The 14,196-nt window shown below is 51.7% G+C and carries 26 protein-coding genes; all 26 read left to right on the top strand.

The window, feature by feature from the left end; all coding sequences use genetic code 11:
- Positions 1-2 precede the first annotated feature (2 nt).
- The 26 genes from rplP to truA all read left to right on the top strand — a co-directional run bounded on the left by rplP (position 3) and on the right by truA (position 14,010).
- The gene (gene rplP, locus JCR24_RS14560; RefSeq protein ID WP_011229627.1) at positions 3-428 is read left to right on the top strand and encodes a 50S ribosomal protein L16; all 426 of its coding nucleotides are present in this window, start codon (positions 3-5) and stop codon (positions 426-428) included.
- Entirely contained in the window at positions 428-628 is a 201-nt protein-coding gene (gene rpmC, locus JCR24_RS14555) for a 50S ribosomal protein L29 (RefSeq protein ID WP_011229628.1), read from the top strand. The genes rplP and rpmC overlap by 1 nt, the downstream gene beginning before the upstream one ends.
- A gap of 24 nt (positions 629-652) precedes the next feature.
- Entirely contained in the window at positions 653-916 is a 264-nt protein-coding gene (rpsQ, locus tag JCR24_RS14550) for a 30S ribosomal protein S17 (protein WP_011229629.1), read from the top strand.
- Positions 917-965: 49 nt separating this feature from the next.
- Complete coding sequence (gene rplN, locus JCR24_RS14545) at positions 966-1,334, top strand: 50S ribosomal protein L14 (RefSeq protein ID WP_011229630.1); 369 nt, start codon at positions 966-968, stop codon at positions 1,332-1,334.
- A 36-nt stretch (positions 1,335-1,370) separates the two neighbouring features.
- On the top strand, positions 1,371-1,682 hold the full coding sequence (rplX, locus tag JCR24_RS14540) for a 50S ribosomal protein L24 (RefSeq protein ID WP_011229631.1): 312 nt from the start codon (positions 1,371-1,373) through the stop codon (positions 1,680-1,682).
- A gap of 27 nt (positions 1,683-1,709) precedes the next feature.
- Positions 1,710-2,249, top strand: coding sequence for a 50S ribosomal protein L5 (gene rplE, locus JCR24_RS14535; protein ID WP_011229632.1), 540 nt, complete (start codon positions 1,710-1,712; stop codon positions 2,247-2,249).
- Positions 2,250-2,278: 29 nt separating this feature from the next.
- A complete protein-coding gene (locus JCR24_RS14530) occupies positions 2,279-2,464 on the top strand; it encodes a type Z 30S ribosomal protein S14 (RefSeq protein ID WP_003247599.1) in 186 nt (61 codons plus the stop codon).
- Between the two features lie 33 nt (positions 2,465-2,497).
- The gene (gene rpsH / locus JCR24_RS14525) at positions 2,498-2,896 is read left to right on the top strand and encodes a 30S ribosomal protein S8 (RefSeq protein WP_012820490.1); all 399 of its coding nucleotides are present in this window, start codon (positions 2,498-2,500) and stop codon (positions 2,894-2,896) included.
- 32 nt (positions 2,897-2,928) lie between these two features.
- Positions 2,929-3,465, top strand: a complete 537-nt coding sequence (gene rplF / locus JCR24_RS14520) for a 50S ribosomal protein L6 (RefSeq protein ID WP_011229634.1) — start codon at positions 2,929-2,931, stop codon at positions 3,463-3,465.
- 33 nt (positions 3,466-3,498) lie between these two features.
- Entirely contained in the window at positions 3,499-3,861 is a 363-nt protein-coding gene (gene rplR, locus JCR24_RS14515) for a 50S ribosomal protein L18 (RefSeq protein WP_011229635.1), read from the top strand.
- A gap of 19 nt (positions 3,862-3,880) precedes the next feature.
- Entirely contained in the window at positions 3,881-4,381 is a 501-nt protein-coding gene (gene rpsE, locus JCR24_RS14510; protein ID WP_011229636.1) for a 30S ribosomal protein S5, read from the top strand.
- Between the two features lie 13 nt (positions 4,382-4,394).
- Positions 4,395-4,583: a 50S ribosomal protein L30 gene (rpmD, locus tag JCR24_RS14505; protein ID WP_025039211.1), complete on the top strand. Its 189-nt coding sequence runs from the start codon at positions 4,395-4,397 to the stop codon at positions 4,581-4,583.
- 24 nt (positions 4,584-4,607) lie between these two features.
- Positions 4,608-5,048 carry a 50S ribosomal protein L15 gene (gene rplO, locus JCR24_RS14500; protein ID WP_011229638.1) on the top strand — a complete coding sequence of 147 codons (441 nt, stop codon included), beginning with the start codon at positions 4,608-4,610 and terminating at the stop codon, positions 5,046-5,048.
- Positions 5,048-6,340, top strand: coding sequence for a preprotein translocase subunit SecY (gene secY / locus JCR24_RS14495; protein ID WP_011229639.1), 1,293 nt, complete (start codon positions 5,048-5,050; stop codon positions 6,338-6,340). The genes rplO and secY overlap by 1 nt, the downstream gene beginning before the upstream one ends.
- A gap of 43 nt (positions 6,341-6,383) precedes the next feature.
- On the top strand, positions 6,384-7,037 hold the full coding sequence (locus JCR24_RS14490; RefSeq protein WP_014194603.1) for an adenylate kinase: 654 nt from the start codon (positions 6,384-6,386) through the stop codon (positions 7,035-7,037).
- Positions 7,034-7,801 (top strand): type I methionyl aminopeptidase, encoded by a 768-nt coding sequence (gene map, locus JCR24_RS14485; RefSeq protein ID WP_011229641.1) that lies wholly within the window; start codon positions 7,034-7,036, stop codon positions 7,799-7,801. The genes JCR24_RS14490 and map overlap by 4 nt, the downstream gene beginning before the upstream one ends.
- A gap of 95 nt (positions 7,802-7,896) precedes the next feature.
- Positions 7,897-8,115, top strand: a complete 219-nt coding sequence (gene infA, locus JCR24_RS14480) for a translation initiation factor IF-1 (protein WP_011229642.1) — start codon at positions 7,897-7,899, stop codon at positions 8,113-8,115.
- Positions 8,116-8,151: 36 nt separating this feature from the next.
- Complete coding sequence (gene rpmJ / locus JCR24_RS14475; protein WP_011229643.1) at positions 8,152-8,265, top strand: 50S ribosomal protein L36; 114 nt, start codon at positions 8,152-8,154, stop codon at positions 8,263-8,265.
- A gap of 20 nt (positions 8,266-8,285) precedes the next feature.
- Complete coding sequence (rpsM, locus tag JCR24_RS14470; RefSeq protein ID WP_008881920.1) at positions 8,286-8,651, top strand: 30S ribosomal protein S13; 366 nt, start codon at positions 8,286-8,288, stop codon at positions 8,649-8,651.
- A 25-nt stretch (positions 8,652-8,676) separates the two neighbouring features.
- Positions 8,677-9,066, top strand: a complete 390-nt coding sequence (gene rpsK / locus JCR24_RS14465) for a 30S ribosomal protein S11 (RefSeq protein WP_011229644.1) — start codon at positions 8,677-8,679, stop codon at positions 9,064-9,066.
- A gap of 150 nt (positions 9,067-9,216) precedes the next feature.
- The gene (locus tag JCR24_RS14460) at positions 9,217-10,161 is read left to right on the top strand and encodes a DNA-directed RNA polymerase subunit alpha (protein WP_011229645.1); all 945 of its coding nucleotides are present in this window, start codon (positions 9,217-9,219) and stop codon (positions 10,159-10,161) included.
- Positions 10,162-10,261: 100 nt separating this feature from the next.
- Positions 10,262-10,624 (top strand): 50S ribosomal protein L17, encoded by a 363-nt coding sequence (gene rplQ / locus JCR24_RS14455; RefSeq protein WP_011229646.1) that lies wholly within the window; start codon positions 10,262-10,264, stop codon positions 10,622-10,624.
- 118 nt (positions 10,625-10,742) lie between these two features.
- Positions 10,743-11,582, top strand: a complete 840-nt coding sequence (locus JCR24_RS14450) for an energy-coupling factor ABC transporter ATP-binding protein (RefSeq protein WP_238980855.1) — start codon at positions 10,743-10,745, stop codon at positions 11,580-11,582.
- Positions 11,558-12,427, top strand: a complete 870-nt coding sequence (locus JCR24_RS14445; RefSeq protein ID WP_238980854.1) for an energy-coupling factor ABC transporter ATP-binding protein — start codon at positions 11,558-11,560, stop codon at positions 12,425-12,427. The genes JCR24_RS14450 and JCR24_RS14445 overlap by 25 nt, the downstream gene beginning before the upstream one ends.
- Positions 12,424-13,221, top strand: coding sequence for an energy-coupling factor transporter transmembrane component T family protein (locus tag JCR24_RS14440; protein WP_060788515.1), 798 nt, complete (start codon positions 12,424-12,426; stop codon positions 13,219-13,221). Before JCR24_RS14445 ends, JCR24_RS14440 begins: the two co-directional genes overlap by 4 nt.
- Positions 13,222-13,233: 12 nt before the next feature.
- On the top strand, positions 13,234-14,010 hold the full coding sequence (gene truA / locus JCR24_RS14435; RefSeq protein WP_014194607.1) for a tRNA pseudouridine(38-40) synthase TruA: 777 nt from the start codon (positions 13,234-13,236) through the stop codon (positions 14,008-14,010).
- Positions 14,011-14,196: the final 186 nt, after the last annotated feature.

Here is a 14,196-nt window from a genome sequence, read left to right as displayed (position 1 = left end):
TCATGTTAATGCCAAAACGCGTCAAATATCGCCGTGAACATCGCGGACGGATGAAAGGCCGGGCGAAAGGCGGCACGGAAGTTCATTTCGGTGAATTTGGGTTGCAAGCATTAGAATCAGCTTGGATTACGAACCGGCAAATCGAAGCAGCCCGTCGGGCGATGACCCGTTACATGAGACGGGGCGGGAAGGTATGGATCCGCATTTTCCCATCCAAACCGTATACGGCAAAACCGCTTGAAGTGCGGATGGGTTCTGGTAAAGGGGCGCCGGAAGGCTGGGTCGCCGTTGTCAAACCAGGCAAAGTGATGTTTGAAGTGGGCGGTGTTTCTGAGGAAGTGGCACGTGAAGCATTGCGTCTCGCTTCTCACAAACTTCCGATCAAATGCAAATTTGTAAAACGTGAAGAAACTGGTGGTGAAGCGTAATGAAAGCGAAAGAAATCCGTGAGTTGACCACTGCCGAGATCGAACAAAAAATTAAAGCGTTGAAGGAAGAATTGTTCAACCTTCGCTTCCAACTGGCCACAGGTCAATTGGAAAACACGGCGCGCATCCGCCAAGTGCGCAAAGACATCGCCCGCATGAAAACGATTATTCGCGAACGTGAGCTCGCTGCCAATAAATAATGTGTTTGAGAGGAGGTTTGTGGAATGAGCCAACGCAATCAACGCAAAGTGTACGTCGGGCGGGTTGTATCGGACAAAATGGACAAAACGATCACCGTGTTGGTCGAAACGTACAAAAAACATCCGCTGTACGGCAAACGCGTGAAATATTCGAAAAAATATAAGGCGCATGATGAACATAACATCGCTAAAGTCGGCGATATCGTGAAAATTATGGAAACTCGCCCGCTGTCGGCCACAAAACGCTTCCGCTTAGTGGAAGTCATTGAAAAAGCGGTTGTTCTGTAATCGTTCTTCACTTAGTTCGGAGAGATAATTCCGAAAGGAGGTTTCGTCGATGATTCAACAAGAATCTCGCTTGAAAGTAGCTGATAACTCTGGTGCACGCGAAGTGCTTGTCATTAAAGTGCTCGGAGGCTCGGGTCGCCGCTATGCGAACATCGGCGACGTCGTTGTGGCGACGGTCAAAGATGCGACACCAGGTGGCGTTGTTAAAAAAGGTCAAGTCGTGAAAGCAGTTGTTGTTCGTACGAAACGCGGGGTGCGCCGTCCGGACGGCTCGTACATCCGCTTTGACGAAAACGCCTGCGTCATCATCCGTGATGACAAAAGCCCGCGCGGCACGCGGATTTTCGGACCGGTTGCCCGTGAATTGCGCGATAAAGACTTCATGAAAATCATTTCTTTAGCTCCGGAAGTTATTTAATGGAACGGAACAGCGTTTCAAGGAGGTGCGAATGCGATGCATGTAAAAAAAGGCGATAAAGTGCAAGTAATCTCCGGCAAAGACAAAGGCAAGCAAGGCGTCATTCTAGCGGCGTTTCCGAAGAAAAACCGCGTCATCGTCGAGGGCGTCAATATTGTGAAAAAGCATGCGAAACCGTCGCAAGCGAACCCGCAAGGCGGCATCATTGAGAAGGAAGCGCCGATCCACGTTTCGAAAGTCATGCCGCTCGACCCGAAAACGGGTGAACCGACGCGCATCGGCTATAAAATTGTCGATGGCAAAAAAGTGCGCTATGCGAAAAAATCCGGCGAGATTTTGGATAAATAACCGTGACGCAGGAAGGGAGGTACTTTTATGAACCGCCTGAAAGAGAAGTATTTAAACGAAGTCGTACCTGCTCTCATGAGCAAGTTCAACTATAAATCGATCATGCAAGTGCCAAAAATCGAAAAAATCGTCATCAACATGGGTGTCGGCGATGCGGTGCAAAACCCGAAAGCATTAGACAGCGCCGTTGAAGAGCTGACGCTGATCGCCGGTCAGCGTCCGGTGGTAACGCGTGCGAAAAAATCGATCGCCGGTTTCCGTCTTCGCCAAGGGATGCCGATCGGTGCGAAAGTGACGCTGCGCGGCGAACGGATGTATGAGTTTCTCGATAAGTTGATTTCGGTCTCGCTTCCGCGCGTGCGCGACTTCCGCGGCGTATCGAAAAAGTCGTTTGACGGCCGCGGCAACTATACGCTCGGCATTAAAGAACAGCTCATTTTCCCTGAGATTGACTACGATAAAGTGAACAAAGTGCGCGGCATGGACATCGTGATCGTCACAACGGCCAACACGGATGAAGAAGCTCGTGAACTGCTGGCGTTGCTCGGCATGCCATTCCAAAAATAATGATCCCATAACGCAAGGGAGGCGAAATCGTGGCTAAAAAATCGATGATCGCGAAACAAAAACGGACGCCGAAGTTTAAAGTGAGAGCGTACACCCGTTGCGAGCGCTGCGGCCGCCCGCACTCGGTCTATCGAAAATTCAAATTGTGCCGTATTTGTTTCCGTGAGCTCGCATACAAAGGTCAACTTCCAGGCATCAAAAAAGCCAGCTGGTAATCAACCCATTGATTGGGAAGGAGGTAAAACATAATGGTGATGACAGATCCAATTGCTGATATGCTGACTCGCATCCGCAATGCGAATATGGTGCGTCACGAAAAGCTCGAAGTCCCGGCTTCGAAAATCAAGCGGGAAATCGCGGAAATTTTAAAGCGCGAAGGGTTTATTCGTGATTATGAATATATCGAAGACAACAAACAAGGCATTCTCCGCATCTTCTTGAAATACGGTCCGAACAACGAACGTGTCATTACCGGGCTGAAACGCATCAGCAAACCGGGGTTGCGCGTTTACGTCAAAGCCCATGAAGTGCCGCGCGTCCTGAACGGCTTAGGGATCGCGATTCTTTCGACATCGCAGGGCATCTTAACAGACAAAGAAGCACGGCAAAAAGGCACGGGCGGCGAAGTAATCGCCTACGTTTGGTAATCTATCTGCTCAAGAATGGAGGTGTTTTTGACATGTCACGTGTCGGCAAAAAACCAATTGAAATTCCTGCCGGTGTCACCGTTACGGTCAACGGCAACACGGTTACGGTCAAAGGGCCGAAAGGGGAGCTGACCCGCACGTTCCATCCAGATATGACGATCACGGTTGAGGGCAATGTCATCACGGTTACGCGTCCAAGCGATGAAAAACATCATCGCGCGCTCCATGGCACGACGCGCAGCTTGCTTGCCAACATGGTCGAAGGCGTTTCGAAAGGTTATGAAAAAGCGCTCGAACTCGTTGGTGTCGGGTACCGGGCGTCGAAACAAGGGAAAAAGCTTGTATTGAGCGTCGGTTATTCTCATCCGGTAGAAATTGAGCCGGAAGAAGGGCTTGAAATTGAAGTGCCATCCCAAACGAAAATCATCGTCAAAGGGGCAGACAAACAGCGCGTCGGCGAACTGGCCGCCAACATTCGCGCGGTTCGTCCGCCAGAGCCGTATAAAGGCAAAGGCATCCGCTACGAAGGTGAGCTTGTGCGCCTGAAAGAAGGCAAAACTGGTAAATAACGCGGCATAGCGAAGCGAAAGGAGTGACATTCGATGATCACGAAAGTGGACCGAAACGCGGTTCGGAAGAAAAGACACGCGCGCATCCGCAAAAAAATCTTCGGCACGGCTGAACGTCCGCGGTTGAGCGTGTTCCGTTCAAATAAACATATTTACGCGCAAATTATCGATGATACAAAATCGTCAACGATCGTCAGCGCCTCGACGTTGGACAAAGAGTTTGGCTTAGATTCGACGAACAACATTGAGGCAGCGAAAAAAGTCGGCGAACTTGTCGCCAAACGTGCATTGGAAAAAGGCATTAAAAAAGTCGTGTTCGACCGTGGCGGGTATTTATATCACGGACGGGTAAAAGCATTGGCAGACGCCGCCCGCGAAGCCGGCTTGGAATTCTAATTACAAAGGAGGGACAACGATGCGTCGTATCGATCCAAACAAACTTGAATTGGAAGAGCGTGTAGTCGCGGTCAACCGTGTAGCAAAAGTCGTAAAAGGCGGACGTCGCCTGCGCTTTTCAGCTCTCGTCGTCGTCGGCGATAAAAACGGCCATGTCGGATTTGGCACCGGAAAAGCACAAGAGGTTCCAGAAGCGATCCGCAAAGCGATTGAAGATGCGAAGAAAAACTTAATTGAAGTGCCGATCGTCGGCACAACGATTCCGCATGAAGTCATCGGCCATTTCGGTGCCGGGGAAATCATTTTGAAACCCGCTTCCGAAGGTACCGGGGTCATCGCTGGGGGTCCGGCGCGTGCTGTATTAGAGCTGGCGGGCATCAGCGACATCTTGTCGAAATCGATCGGTTCAAACACGCCAATCAACATGGTGCGCGCAACGTTTGATGGGCTGAAACAATTAAAACGCGCCGAAGACGTAGCGAGATTGCGCGGCAAAACAGTCGAGGAACTGTTAGGATAAGGAGGGAACGATCATGGCAAAAAAACTGGCGATTACCCTCACGCGCAGCGTGATTGGCCGTCCGGAAGACCAACGCGTTACCGTCAGAACGCTCGGCCTGCGAAAAATGCACCAAACGGTCGTCCACAATGACAATCCTGCAATCCGCGGGATGATCAACAAAGTGGCCCACCTTGTCAATGTCAAAGAAATTGAAGAATAATGAATCATAAGGAGGTGCTTTGCCATGAAACTTCATGAATTGCAACCAGCGCCGGGTTCCCGGAAGAAAGCGGTTCGTGTCGGCCGCGGGATCGGTTCGGGCAACGGCAAAACGTCCGGCCGCGGTCAAAAAGGTCAAAATGCCCGCTCGGGTGGAGGAGTTCGTCTTGGGTTTGAAGGCGGTCAAACTCCGCTGTTCCGCCGTTTGCCGAAGCGCGGCTTCACGAACATCAACCGGAAAGAATATGCAGTCGTGAACTTGGAAAAACTGAACCGTTTTGAAGACGGAACGGAAGTAACGCCGGAATTGCTCCTTGAAACGGGCGTCATCAGCAAGTTGAAATCGGGTGTGAAAATTTTAGGCAAAGGCCAAATCGAGAAAAAACTGACGGTTAAAGCGCATAAGTTCTCAGCATCGGCGAAAGAGGCCATTGAAGCGGCTGGCGGTAAAACTGAGGTGATTTAATGTTTCGGACAATCTCCAACTTTATGCGCGTCAGTGATATTCGAAACAAAATTATTTTCACTCTTCTTATGTTGATCGTGTTCCGCATTGGAACGTTCATCCCTGTTCCAGGCGTGAACGCGGATGTGTTAAAACTGCAAGATGAATTAAATGCGTTCGGCGTCCTGAACATTTTTGGCGGCGGGGCGCTGCAAAACTTTTCGATTTTTGCCATGGGAGTTATGCCCTATATCACGGCATCGATTATCGTCCAGCTGCTGCAAATGGACGTTGTTCCCAAATTTACGGAGTGGTCGAAGCAAGGCGAGGTAGGCCGGCGTAAATTAGCTCAGTTTACCCGCTATTTCACGGTCGTGCTCGGGTTTATCCAAGCCATCGGCATGTCGTACGGCTTTAACAACTTGGCTGGCGGGATGCTCATTCGAAATCCGGGCATCGGCACGTATTTGTTGATCGCGGTTGTCTTGACCGCCGGCACCGCATTTTTAATGTGGCTCGGCGAACAGATCACCGCGAAAGGCGTGGGCAATGGCATTTCGATCATTATTTTCGCCGGGATTGTCTCAGGCATTCCGACGGTCTTGAACCAAATTTACGCCCAACAGTTTGAAAATGTCGGGGAAGATGTGTTTTTGCGCATCGTCCGGCTCCTGCTTGTGGCGTTGGCGGTCGTTGCCGTCATCGTTGGTGTCATTTACATCCAGCAGGCGTTCCGGAAAATTCCGATTCAATACGCAAAGCGGCTTGAGGGCCGAAGCCCGGTGGGCGGCCACTCGACTCATTTGCCGCTCAAAGTGAACCCAGCGGGAGTCATTCCGGTCATTTTCGCTGTATCGTTTTTGATTGCACCACCGACCATTGCATCGTTTTTTGGCACGAATGATGTAACATTGTGGATTCGCCGAACGTTTGATTATACGCACCCGGTTGGGATGATCATTTACGTCGTGCTCATCATCGCGTTTACGTACTTTTATGCGTTTGTTCAAGTCAATCCGGAGCAGATGGCGGACAACTTGAAAAAACAAGGCGGCTACATCCCAGGTATTCGCCCTGGGAAAAACACACAAGAGTACGTGACGAGAATTTTATACCGGCTGACGCTGGTCGGATCAATCTTTTTGGCGGTTGTCGCTGTGCTGCCGGTGTTCTTTGTGAACTTTGCCAACTTGCCGTCTTCCGCACGAATCGGCGGTACGAGCTTGCTTATTGTCGTCGGCGTGGCGCTTGAGACGATGAAGCAGCTTGAGAGCCAGCTGGTGAAACGCCATTACCGTGGATTCATCAAATAAAGAAGGCAAGAACGGACGTCCCTTGCCGATAGGGGGAGTTAGGATGAATTTAGTGCTGATGGGGCTGCCGGGTGCCGGCAAAGGCACGCAGGCCGGGAAAATTGTCGAGGCTTACGGAATTCCGCATATTTCAACGGGAGATATGTTTCGAGCGGCGATCAAAGAAGGGACGCCGTTAGGGTTGCAGGCAAAGCAGTATATGGACCGCGGTGATCTTGTGCCGGATGAGGTGACGATCGGCATCGTCCGCGAACGGCTGAGCAAAGAGGATTGCCAAAATGGTTTTTTGCTCGATGGATTCCCGCGCACGGTCGCCCAAGCAGAAGCGCTTGAGAGGTTGCTTTCGGAAATCGGGCGCAAGCTTGACTATGTCATCCATATCGACGTTCGCCAAGAGGTCTTAATGGAGCGCCTGACCGGCAGACGTATTTGCCGCAACTGCGGAGCAACGTACCATCTCGTTTTTCATCCGCCGGCGAAACCGGGCGTATGCGATAAATGCGGTGGCGATCTGTACCAGCGCCCCGATGATAATGAAGCAACGGTGGCCAATCGGCTTGAGGTGAATATGAAACAAATGAAGCCGCTCCTCGATTTTTACGAGCAAAAAGGCTATTTGCGCCACATTAACGGCGAACAGGAAATGGAAAAGGTGTTTGCTGATATTTGTGAAGTGCTCGGGGGACTTGCTCGATGATTCGTTGCAAAACCGCGCAGGAAATTGCTTTGATGCGCGAGGCGGGAAAAATCGTTTCCCTTACATTGAAAGAATTGCAAAAGCACATTCGTCCCGGGATCACAACAAAGGAACTGGACGCCATCGCGGAGGAAGTGATTCGTTCCCATGGCGCCATTCCGTCGTTTAAAGGGTATCAAGGGTTTCCAGGGAGCATTTGCGCCTCGGTGAATGAAGAGCTTGTGCACGGGATTCCCAGCAGCCGCGCATTGCGGGAAGGCGATATTATTACGATCGATGTCGGCGCGCAGTATGAAGGCTATCACGCCGACTCGGCCTGGACGTATCCGGTCGGGGAGATCGACGCCGAGACGAAACGGTTGCTTGACGTGACAGAGCAATCGCTGTACGTCGGGCTCGCCGAGGCAAAACCGGGCGCTCGTTTAACGAACATCTCCCATGCGATTCAAACGTATGTCGAAGCGCATCACTTTTCCGTTGTTCGCGAGTATGTCGGGCATGGAATTGGTCAACACTTACATGAAGACCCACAAATCCCACATTATGGGCCGCCGAACAAAGGCCCGATTTTGCGGCCAGGGATGGCGCTGTGCATCGAACCGATGGTCAATGCCGGCAGCCGTTACGTGAAAACGTTGGCCGACGATTGGACCGTCGTCACGGCCGATGGAAAACGGTGCGCCCATTTCGAACATACGATTGTCATTACAGAAGATGGCTGCGAAATTTTAACACATTGTGGAAATGAGTCTCCCACTTCATAAGTGGGAAGGGGTAAACGTCTTCTCGATCATCATGGATATCACGTTCGGTTTTGCGTAACACAATGTTACTCATTCGAAGGAGGGAGAGCCGCTCGATGGCGAAAGATGATGTAATTGAAGTGGAAGGCACCGTCATCGAAACATTGCCAAATGCGATGTTTCGTGTAGAATTAGAAAATGGGCACACGGTGTTGGCTCATGTATCCGGCAAGATCCGCATGCATTTCATTCGCATTTTGCCTGGCGACCGGGTGACGGTGGAGCTGTCGCCGTATGATTTGACGCGTGGACGGATCACGTATCGATATAAATAAAGGAATGCACTCCGTTCAATTAGGGAGGTAAACAACATGAAAGTAAGACCATCTGTCAAACCGATTTGCGAAAAGTGCAAAGTTATTCGCAGACGCGGCAAAGTTATGATCATTTGTGAAAATCCGAAGCATAAACAACGCCAAGGGTAATTTTCAAGGAGGTGTATCATATGGCACGCATTGCAGGTGTCGATATTCCGCGTGATAAACGGGTAGTCATTTCGTTAACATACATTTATGGGATCGGCAAACCGACAGCACAAAAAATCTTAAAAGAAGCCGGCGTATCGGAAGACACACGCGTTCGCGACTTAACGGAAGAAGAGCTTGGCCGCATTCGTGAAATCGTCGGCCGCTTAAAAGTGGAAGGCGATTTGCGGCGTGAAGTATCGTTAAATATTAAACGGTTGATGGAGATCGGCTGCTATCGTGGTCTTCGCCATCGCCGCGGATTGCCGGTTCGCGGCCAAAACACGAAAAACAATGCCCGCACGCGCAAAGGTCCGCGCCGCACGGTAGCGAACAAGAAAAAATAATCACGCAAAGGAGGTCATTTGACGAATGGCACGCAGAACAAACACTCGTAAACGCCGGGTAAGAAAAAATATTGATACAGGCATCGCCCATATCCGTTCAACGTTCAACAACACGATCGTGACGATTACGGATGTTCATGGCAACGCCATTGCTTGGGCGAGCGCTGGTTCGCTGGGGTTCAAAGGTTCGCGCAAATCAACGCCGTTTGCGGCGCAAATGGCGGCTGAAGCAGCAGCGAAAGCGTCGATGGAGCATGGCATGAAAACGGTCGAAGTGAACGTCAAAGGTCCGGGGGCTGGCCGCGAGGCAGCGATCCGTGCATTGCAAGCAGCCGGGTTGGAAATTACGGCGATCAAAGACGTCACTCCAATCCCGCACAATGGATGCCGTCCGCCAAAACGTCGCCGTGTGTAACGCCCCTGTATAGAATTTGCACCATTGTCAATAATGGGATATGATAAAGACCATGGCAGGCAAGCGTAAAGAGAGATTCATGGGGGAATGTTGTTAGGCGTGTACCGTTTGATCGGGGTCTCGACGTTTTGAAGGAGGGTATAATAATCGATGATTGAAATTGAAAAGCCGAAAATTGAAACGGTCGAACTGAGCGAAGATGCCAAATATGGCAAATTCGTCGTCGAACCGCTTGAGCGTGGATATGGTACAACCTTAGGGAACTCCTTGCGTCGTATCCTATTGTCTTCACTCCCTGGTGCAGCTGTAACATCGGTGCAAATCGACGGCGTCTTGCATGAGTTTTCAACGATTGACGGCGTCGTTGAAGATGTGACAGCCATCATTTTGAATATCAAAAAACTAGCGTTGAAAATTTATTCAGACGAAGAGAAAACGTTGGAGATTGATGTGCAGGGTGAAGGAGTTGTCACGGCTGCCGATATCACTCACGACAGCGATGTAGAAATTTTAAACCCGGACCTTCATATCGCGACGCTGGCGGAAGGCGGCCGCCTGCGCATGCGCATGACTGCCAAGCGGGGGCGCGGATATGTTCCTGCTGAGGCGAATAAGCGCGAAGACCAGCCCATCGGCGTCATTCCGATCGATTCCATTTATACGCCGGTCTCCCGAGTTTCCTATCAAGTCGAGAATACAAGGGTCGGCCAAGTGACGGACTATGACAAGCTGACCATTGATGTGTGGACGGATGGAAGCATTGGGCCGAAAGAGGCCATTTCCCTTGGAGCGAAAATTTTAACGGAGCACTTGAACATTTTTGTCGGCTTGACGGATGAGGCGCAAAATGCGGAGATCATGGTCGAGAAAGAGGACGATCAAAAAGAAAAAGTGCTCGAAATGACGATCGAGGAACTCGATCTTTCGGTTCGTTCCTACAATTGCTTGAAGCGGGCCGGCATCAACACTGTTCAAGAACTGACGCAAAAAACGGAAGAAGATATGATGAAAGTGCGCAACCTCGGCCGCAAGTCGCTTGAGGAAGTAAAAGCGAAACTGGCTGAGCTTGGCCTCAGCCTGCGCAAAGACGACTAAGTGCCGGCCTCCGCCGGCAAGCCGGAAACACACTTTCACCATATTGCTTTGATGATGGCCACCATGAGGAACACATCACTTTAAAAGGGAGGGACATTTGATGTCGTACAGAAAATTAGGACGCACGACTTCGCAACGAAAAGCACTGCTTCGCGACTTGGCAACAGACTTAATCATCAACGAACGCATTGAAACGACGGAAGCGCGGGCGAAAGAACTGCGCTCGGTCATGGAAAAAATGATTACGCTCGGCAAACGCGGCGATTTGCATGCCCGCCGCCAAGCAGCGGCATTCATCCGCAAGGAGGTCGCCAACAGCGAAACCGGCCAGGATGCGTTGCAAAAGCTGTTCAGCGACATTGCGCCGCGCTACCAAGATCGCCAAGGCGGCTATACGCGCATTATGAAACTTGGTCCTCGCCGCGGTGACGGGGCGCCGATGGTCATTATTGAACTCGTGTAACGGTTTCATTTCAACAAGGGCGAGACAGTTTCGTTTGAACTGGATCTATGCCCTTTTTTTTGTTTACCATCATTTAGCAGGCTGCGTTTGCAACGCGGCGAAGCAAGGGGAAACGATCATGGCCGAACCAATCTTGTCGATCGAGGGAGTGTCCTTTCGCTATCCAAATCAATCCGACTATGCGGTGCAAAACGTCAGCTTCACGGCCGAGCGCGGGGAGTGGTTAGCGATCGTCGGCCATAACGGATCCGGCAAATCGACCATCGCTCGGATGCTGATCGGCTTGCTTCGGCCGGAGCGGGGCGCCATTCGCTTGTTTGGACGCCTTTTGAACGACGCAACCGTTTGGGAGGTGCGCCGCCGCGTCGGCCTTGTGTTCCAGAACCCGGACAACCAGTTTGTCGGTGCGACCGTGGAAGACGACATCGCTTTTGCCCTTGAAAACAACGGCATTCCGCGCTTGGAAATGGTCGAGCGCATTCGCGAGGCCATTCGCCAAGTCCATATGGAGCCGTTTCTCCATTATGAGCCGCACCGGTTGTCTGGGGGGCAAAAACAGCGCGTCGCCATCGCTGGCATTTTGGCGCTCCGCCCCGATATGATCATTTTGGACGAAGCGACATCGATGCTTGACCCGCGTGGAAGGGAAGAAGTGCTTGAGACGGTGCGCCGCCTGAACCGCCAGCAGCGCATTACCGTCTTGTCAATTACCCATGATTTGGAAGAGGCAGCGAAGGCGGACCGTCTCATTGTGATGAACAAAGGCGAAGTGATGGCAGAAGGGACGCCGGAGCAAATCTTTCGGCTCGGAAGCAAGCTCGAGCGCATCGGTCTTGATTTGCCGTTTGCCGTGAAAATGGGCAGTCGCTTGCGGGAACAAGGCATTCCGCTTCGGATTGGGTATTTTACGACAGAGGAGTTGGTCGAGGAGCTATGGACATTGTATTCGAAAAAGTAGAGCATGTGTACAACGCCCGTTCACCGCTTGCCCGTCGGGCGCTCTATGATGTCAATGTCGCCATCCGAAGCGGGGCGTACGTTGCCGTGGTTGGGCATACGGGCTCAGGAAAATCGACCCTCCTTCAGCATTTAAACGGGTTGCTGCAGCCGACAAGCGGCGCGGTGAAGATCGGCGAAGAGACGATCACGAGCCATAAGCGGCCAAAGCAGCTGAAACCGCTGCGCAAAAAGGTCGGGGTCGTCTTCCAGTTCCCGGAGCACCAGTTGTTTGAAGAAACGGTGGAGAAAGATATTTGTTTTGGCCCGCTCAATTTTGGCGTGCCGGAAGACGAGGCGAAGCGGAAGGCGCGGGAGCTCATTAAGCTCGTCGGATTGAGTGAAGACGTATTGGCGAAATCGCCGTTTGATTTGAGCGGAGGGCAAATGCGGCGCGTCGCCATCGCCGGCGTGCTCGCGCTTGAACCAGAAGTGCTCGTGCTCGATGAACCGACCGCGGGCCTTGATCCGCGCGGGCGCAAAGAGATGATGGAGATGTTTTATCGCCTCCATCGTGAGAAGCAGTTGACAACCGTTCTCGTCACCCACAGCATGGAAGATGCAGCTCGGTACGCTGATGAAATCATCGTCATGCATGAAGGAACGGTATGGGGCCACGGAACGCCGGAAGAGATGTTTCGCGACGCTGACAAACTGGCTGCCATCGGTTTGAGTGTGCCGGAAACGGTCAAATTGAAACAGCAGCTCGAAAAGCGGTTCGGCGTTGTCATTCCGTCGCCATGCTTGACGTTGGAACAGACAGCGGAAGCCATCCAGCAATTGTTCGCCAAAGGTGAGCGTCCATGACTAATCATTTGATTATCGGGCAATATGTGCCTGGTCATTCCGTCATTCATCGCTTAGATCCACGCGCCAAACTATTGATCGTGTTTGCTTACGTCCTGATCGTCTTTTTGGCGAACAATGCGGCGACGTATGCACTGCTGTCGCTGTTTGCGTTTGCCTTTGCAGCGCTGTCTCGCATCCCGTTTTCGTTCATTGCCCGCGGCTTGAAACCGATTTTATGGGTCGTTTTGTTTACATTGCTGTTGCATCTATTCATGACGAAAGAAGGAGACGTCATCTACCAAATCGGTGCGCTCTCTGTATATGAAGGCGGCATCAAGCAAGGGGTCTTTATTTCCCTAAGGTTTTTGCTCCTTGTATTGATGACGACGATGTTGACGTTGACGACGACGCCGATTGAAGTGACCGACGGCGTCGAAAGTTTGCTTGGGCCGCTCAAAAAGATGCGCGTTCCTGTCCATGAGCTCGCCTTGATGATGGCCATTTCGCTTCGATTCATTCCAACATTGATGGAAGAGACGGAAAAAATTATGAAAGCACAGGCGGCTCGTGGTGTTGATTTTTCTGGCGGCCGTTTTTCCGAACGGATGAAAGCCATTGTCTCACTGCTTGTGCCCCTGTTTATCAGCTCGTTCAAACGAGCCGATGAGCTGGCGACAGCCATGGAGGCGCGCGGCTACCGCGGCGGGGAAGGGCGGACGAAATTCCGCCAGCTCGCTTGGAAGCCGGTGGACACCGTGTTTTTAGCGGCCGTGGCGTTGCTTTTTGCATTGCTTTGTCTATTACGCTCATAGCGGAGGAAGGCCATGACAACACGGATCAAATGCATCATTGCCTATGATGGCACCCACTTTTCCGGCTACCAAATCCAGCCGGGAAAGCGGACGGTGCAAGGCGAGTTTGAGGAAGTGCTTCGGCGGATGCATAAAGGGACAAAAGTGCGTGTGGCGGCTTCCGGAAGGACGGATGCCGGCGTTCATGCCTATGGCCAAGTGATCCACTTTGATACGCCGCTTTCCCTTTCCTCGGAGCAGTGGAAAAAGGCGTTGAACGCCCAGCTGCCGGATGATATCGTCGTTCGCTTTGTACAGGAGGCCGATGCAGACTTCCACGCCCGTTTTTCGGCGAAAGCGAAAGAATACCGCTATAAAGTATGGACGGCTGCCGAGCGCGACGTGTTTCGCCGCCATTATTGCGCATGGCATCCATATTCGCTTCATATCAGCGCGATGAACGAGGCGCTTGGTTTGCTTCATGGAACGCACGATTTTACAAGCTTTTGTTCCGCCAAAACGTCGATCGAAGACCGGGTGCGCACCATGTATCGGGCTGAAGTGAAGGCCGACGGCCCGATGCTCGAGTTTCGGTTTGTCGGCAGCGGCTTTTTGTACAACATGGTGCGCATTATCGTTGGCACGGTGTTGGAGATCGGCCAAGGGAAGCGTTCTCCCGCCGACATTTCGATGTTGCTTGCGGCGAAAGATCGGCGCCTCGCTGGTCCAACCGCGCCGGCCGAAGGGCTGTATTTATGGCGCGTATACTATGAGGATGAATGTTTGGACCACTCATTGGCGGATGGCTGATGGTTTTCCCCGGCTTTTTAACATCTTTCCGAAAGAAGTCCCTCACTTCGAAACGAAGTGAAAGTGGGAGATGAATTTCGGTTAGGTATAGGTGTGAGTAAAATATTTGTGGGTGACATTCCGAAATGATCCCCGACGAGGGTTGCGAACTTTTGTTCGCGACGCTCGTCGGGGCCACCAAGCGAA

This window comes from Geobacillus sp. YHL, from assembly GCF_022341265.1.
Lineage (GTDB): Bacteria > Bacillota > Bacilli > Bacillales > Anoxybacillaceae > Geobacillus > Geobacillus thermoleovorans.
The sequence above is the reverse complement of the archived record's forward strand: the minus strand, read 5'-3'. Positions and strand labels throughout refer to the sequence as shown.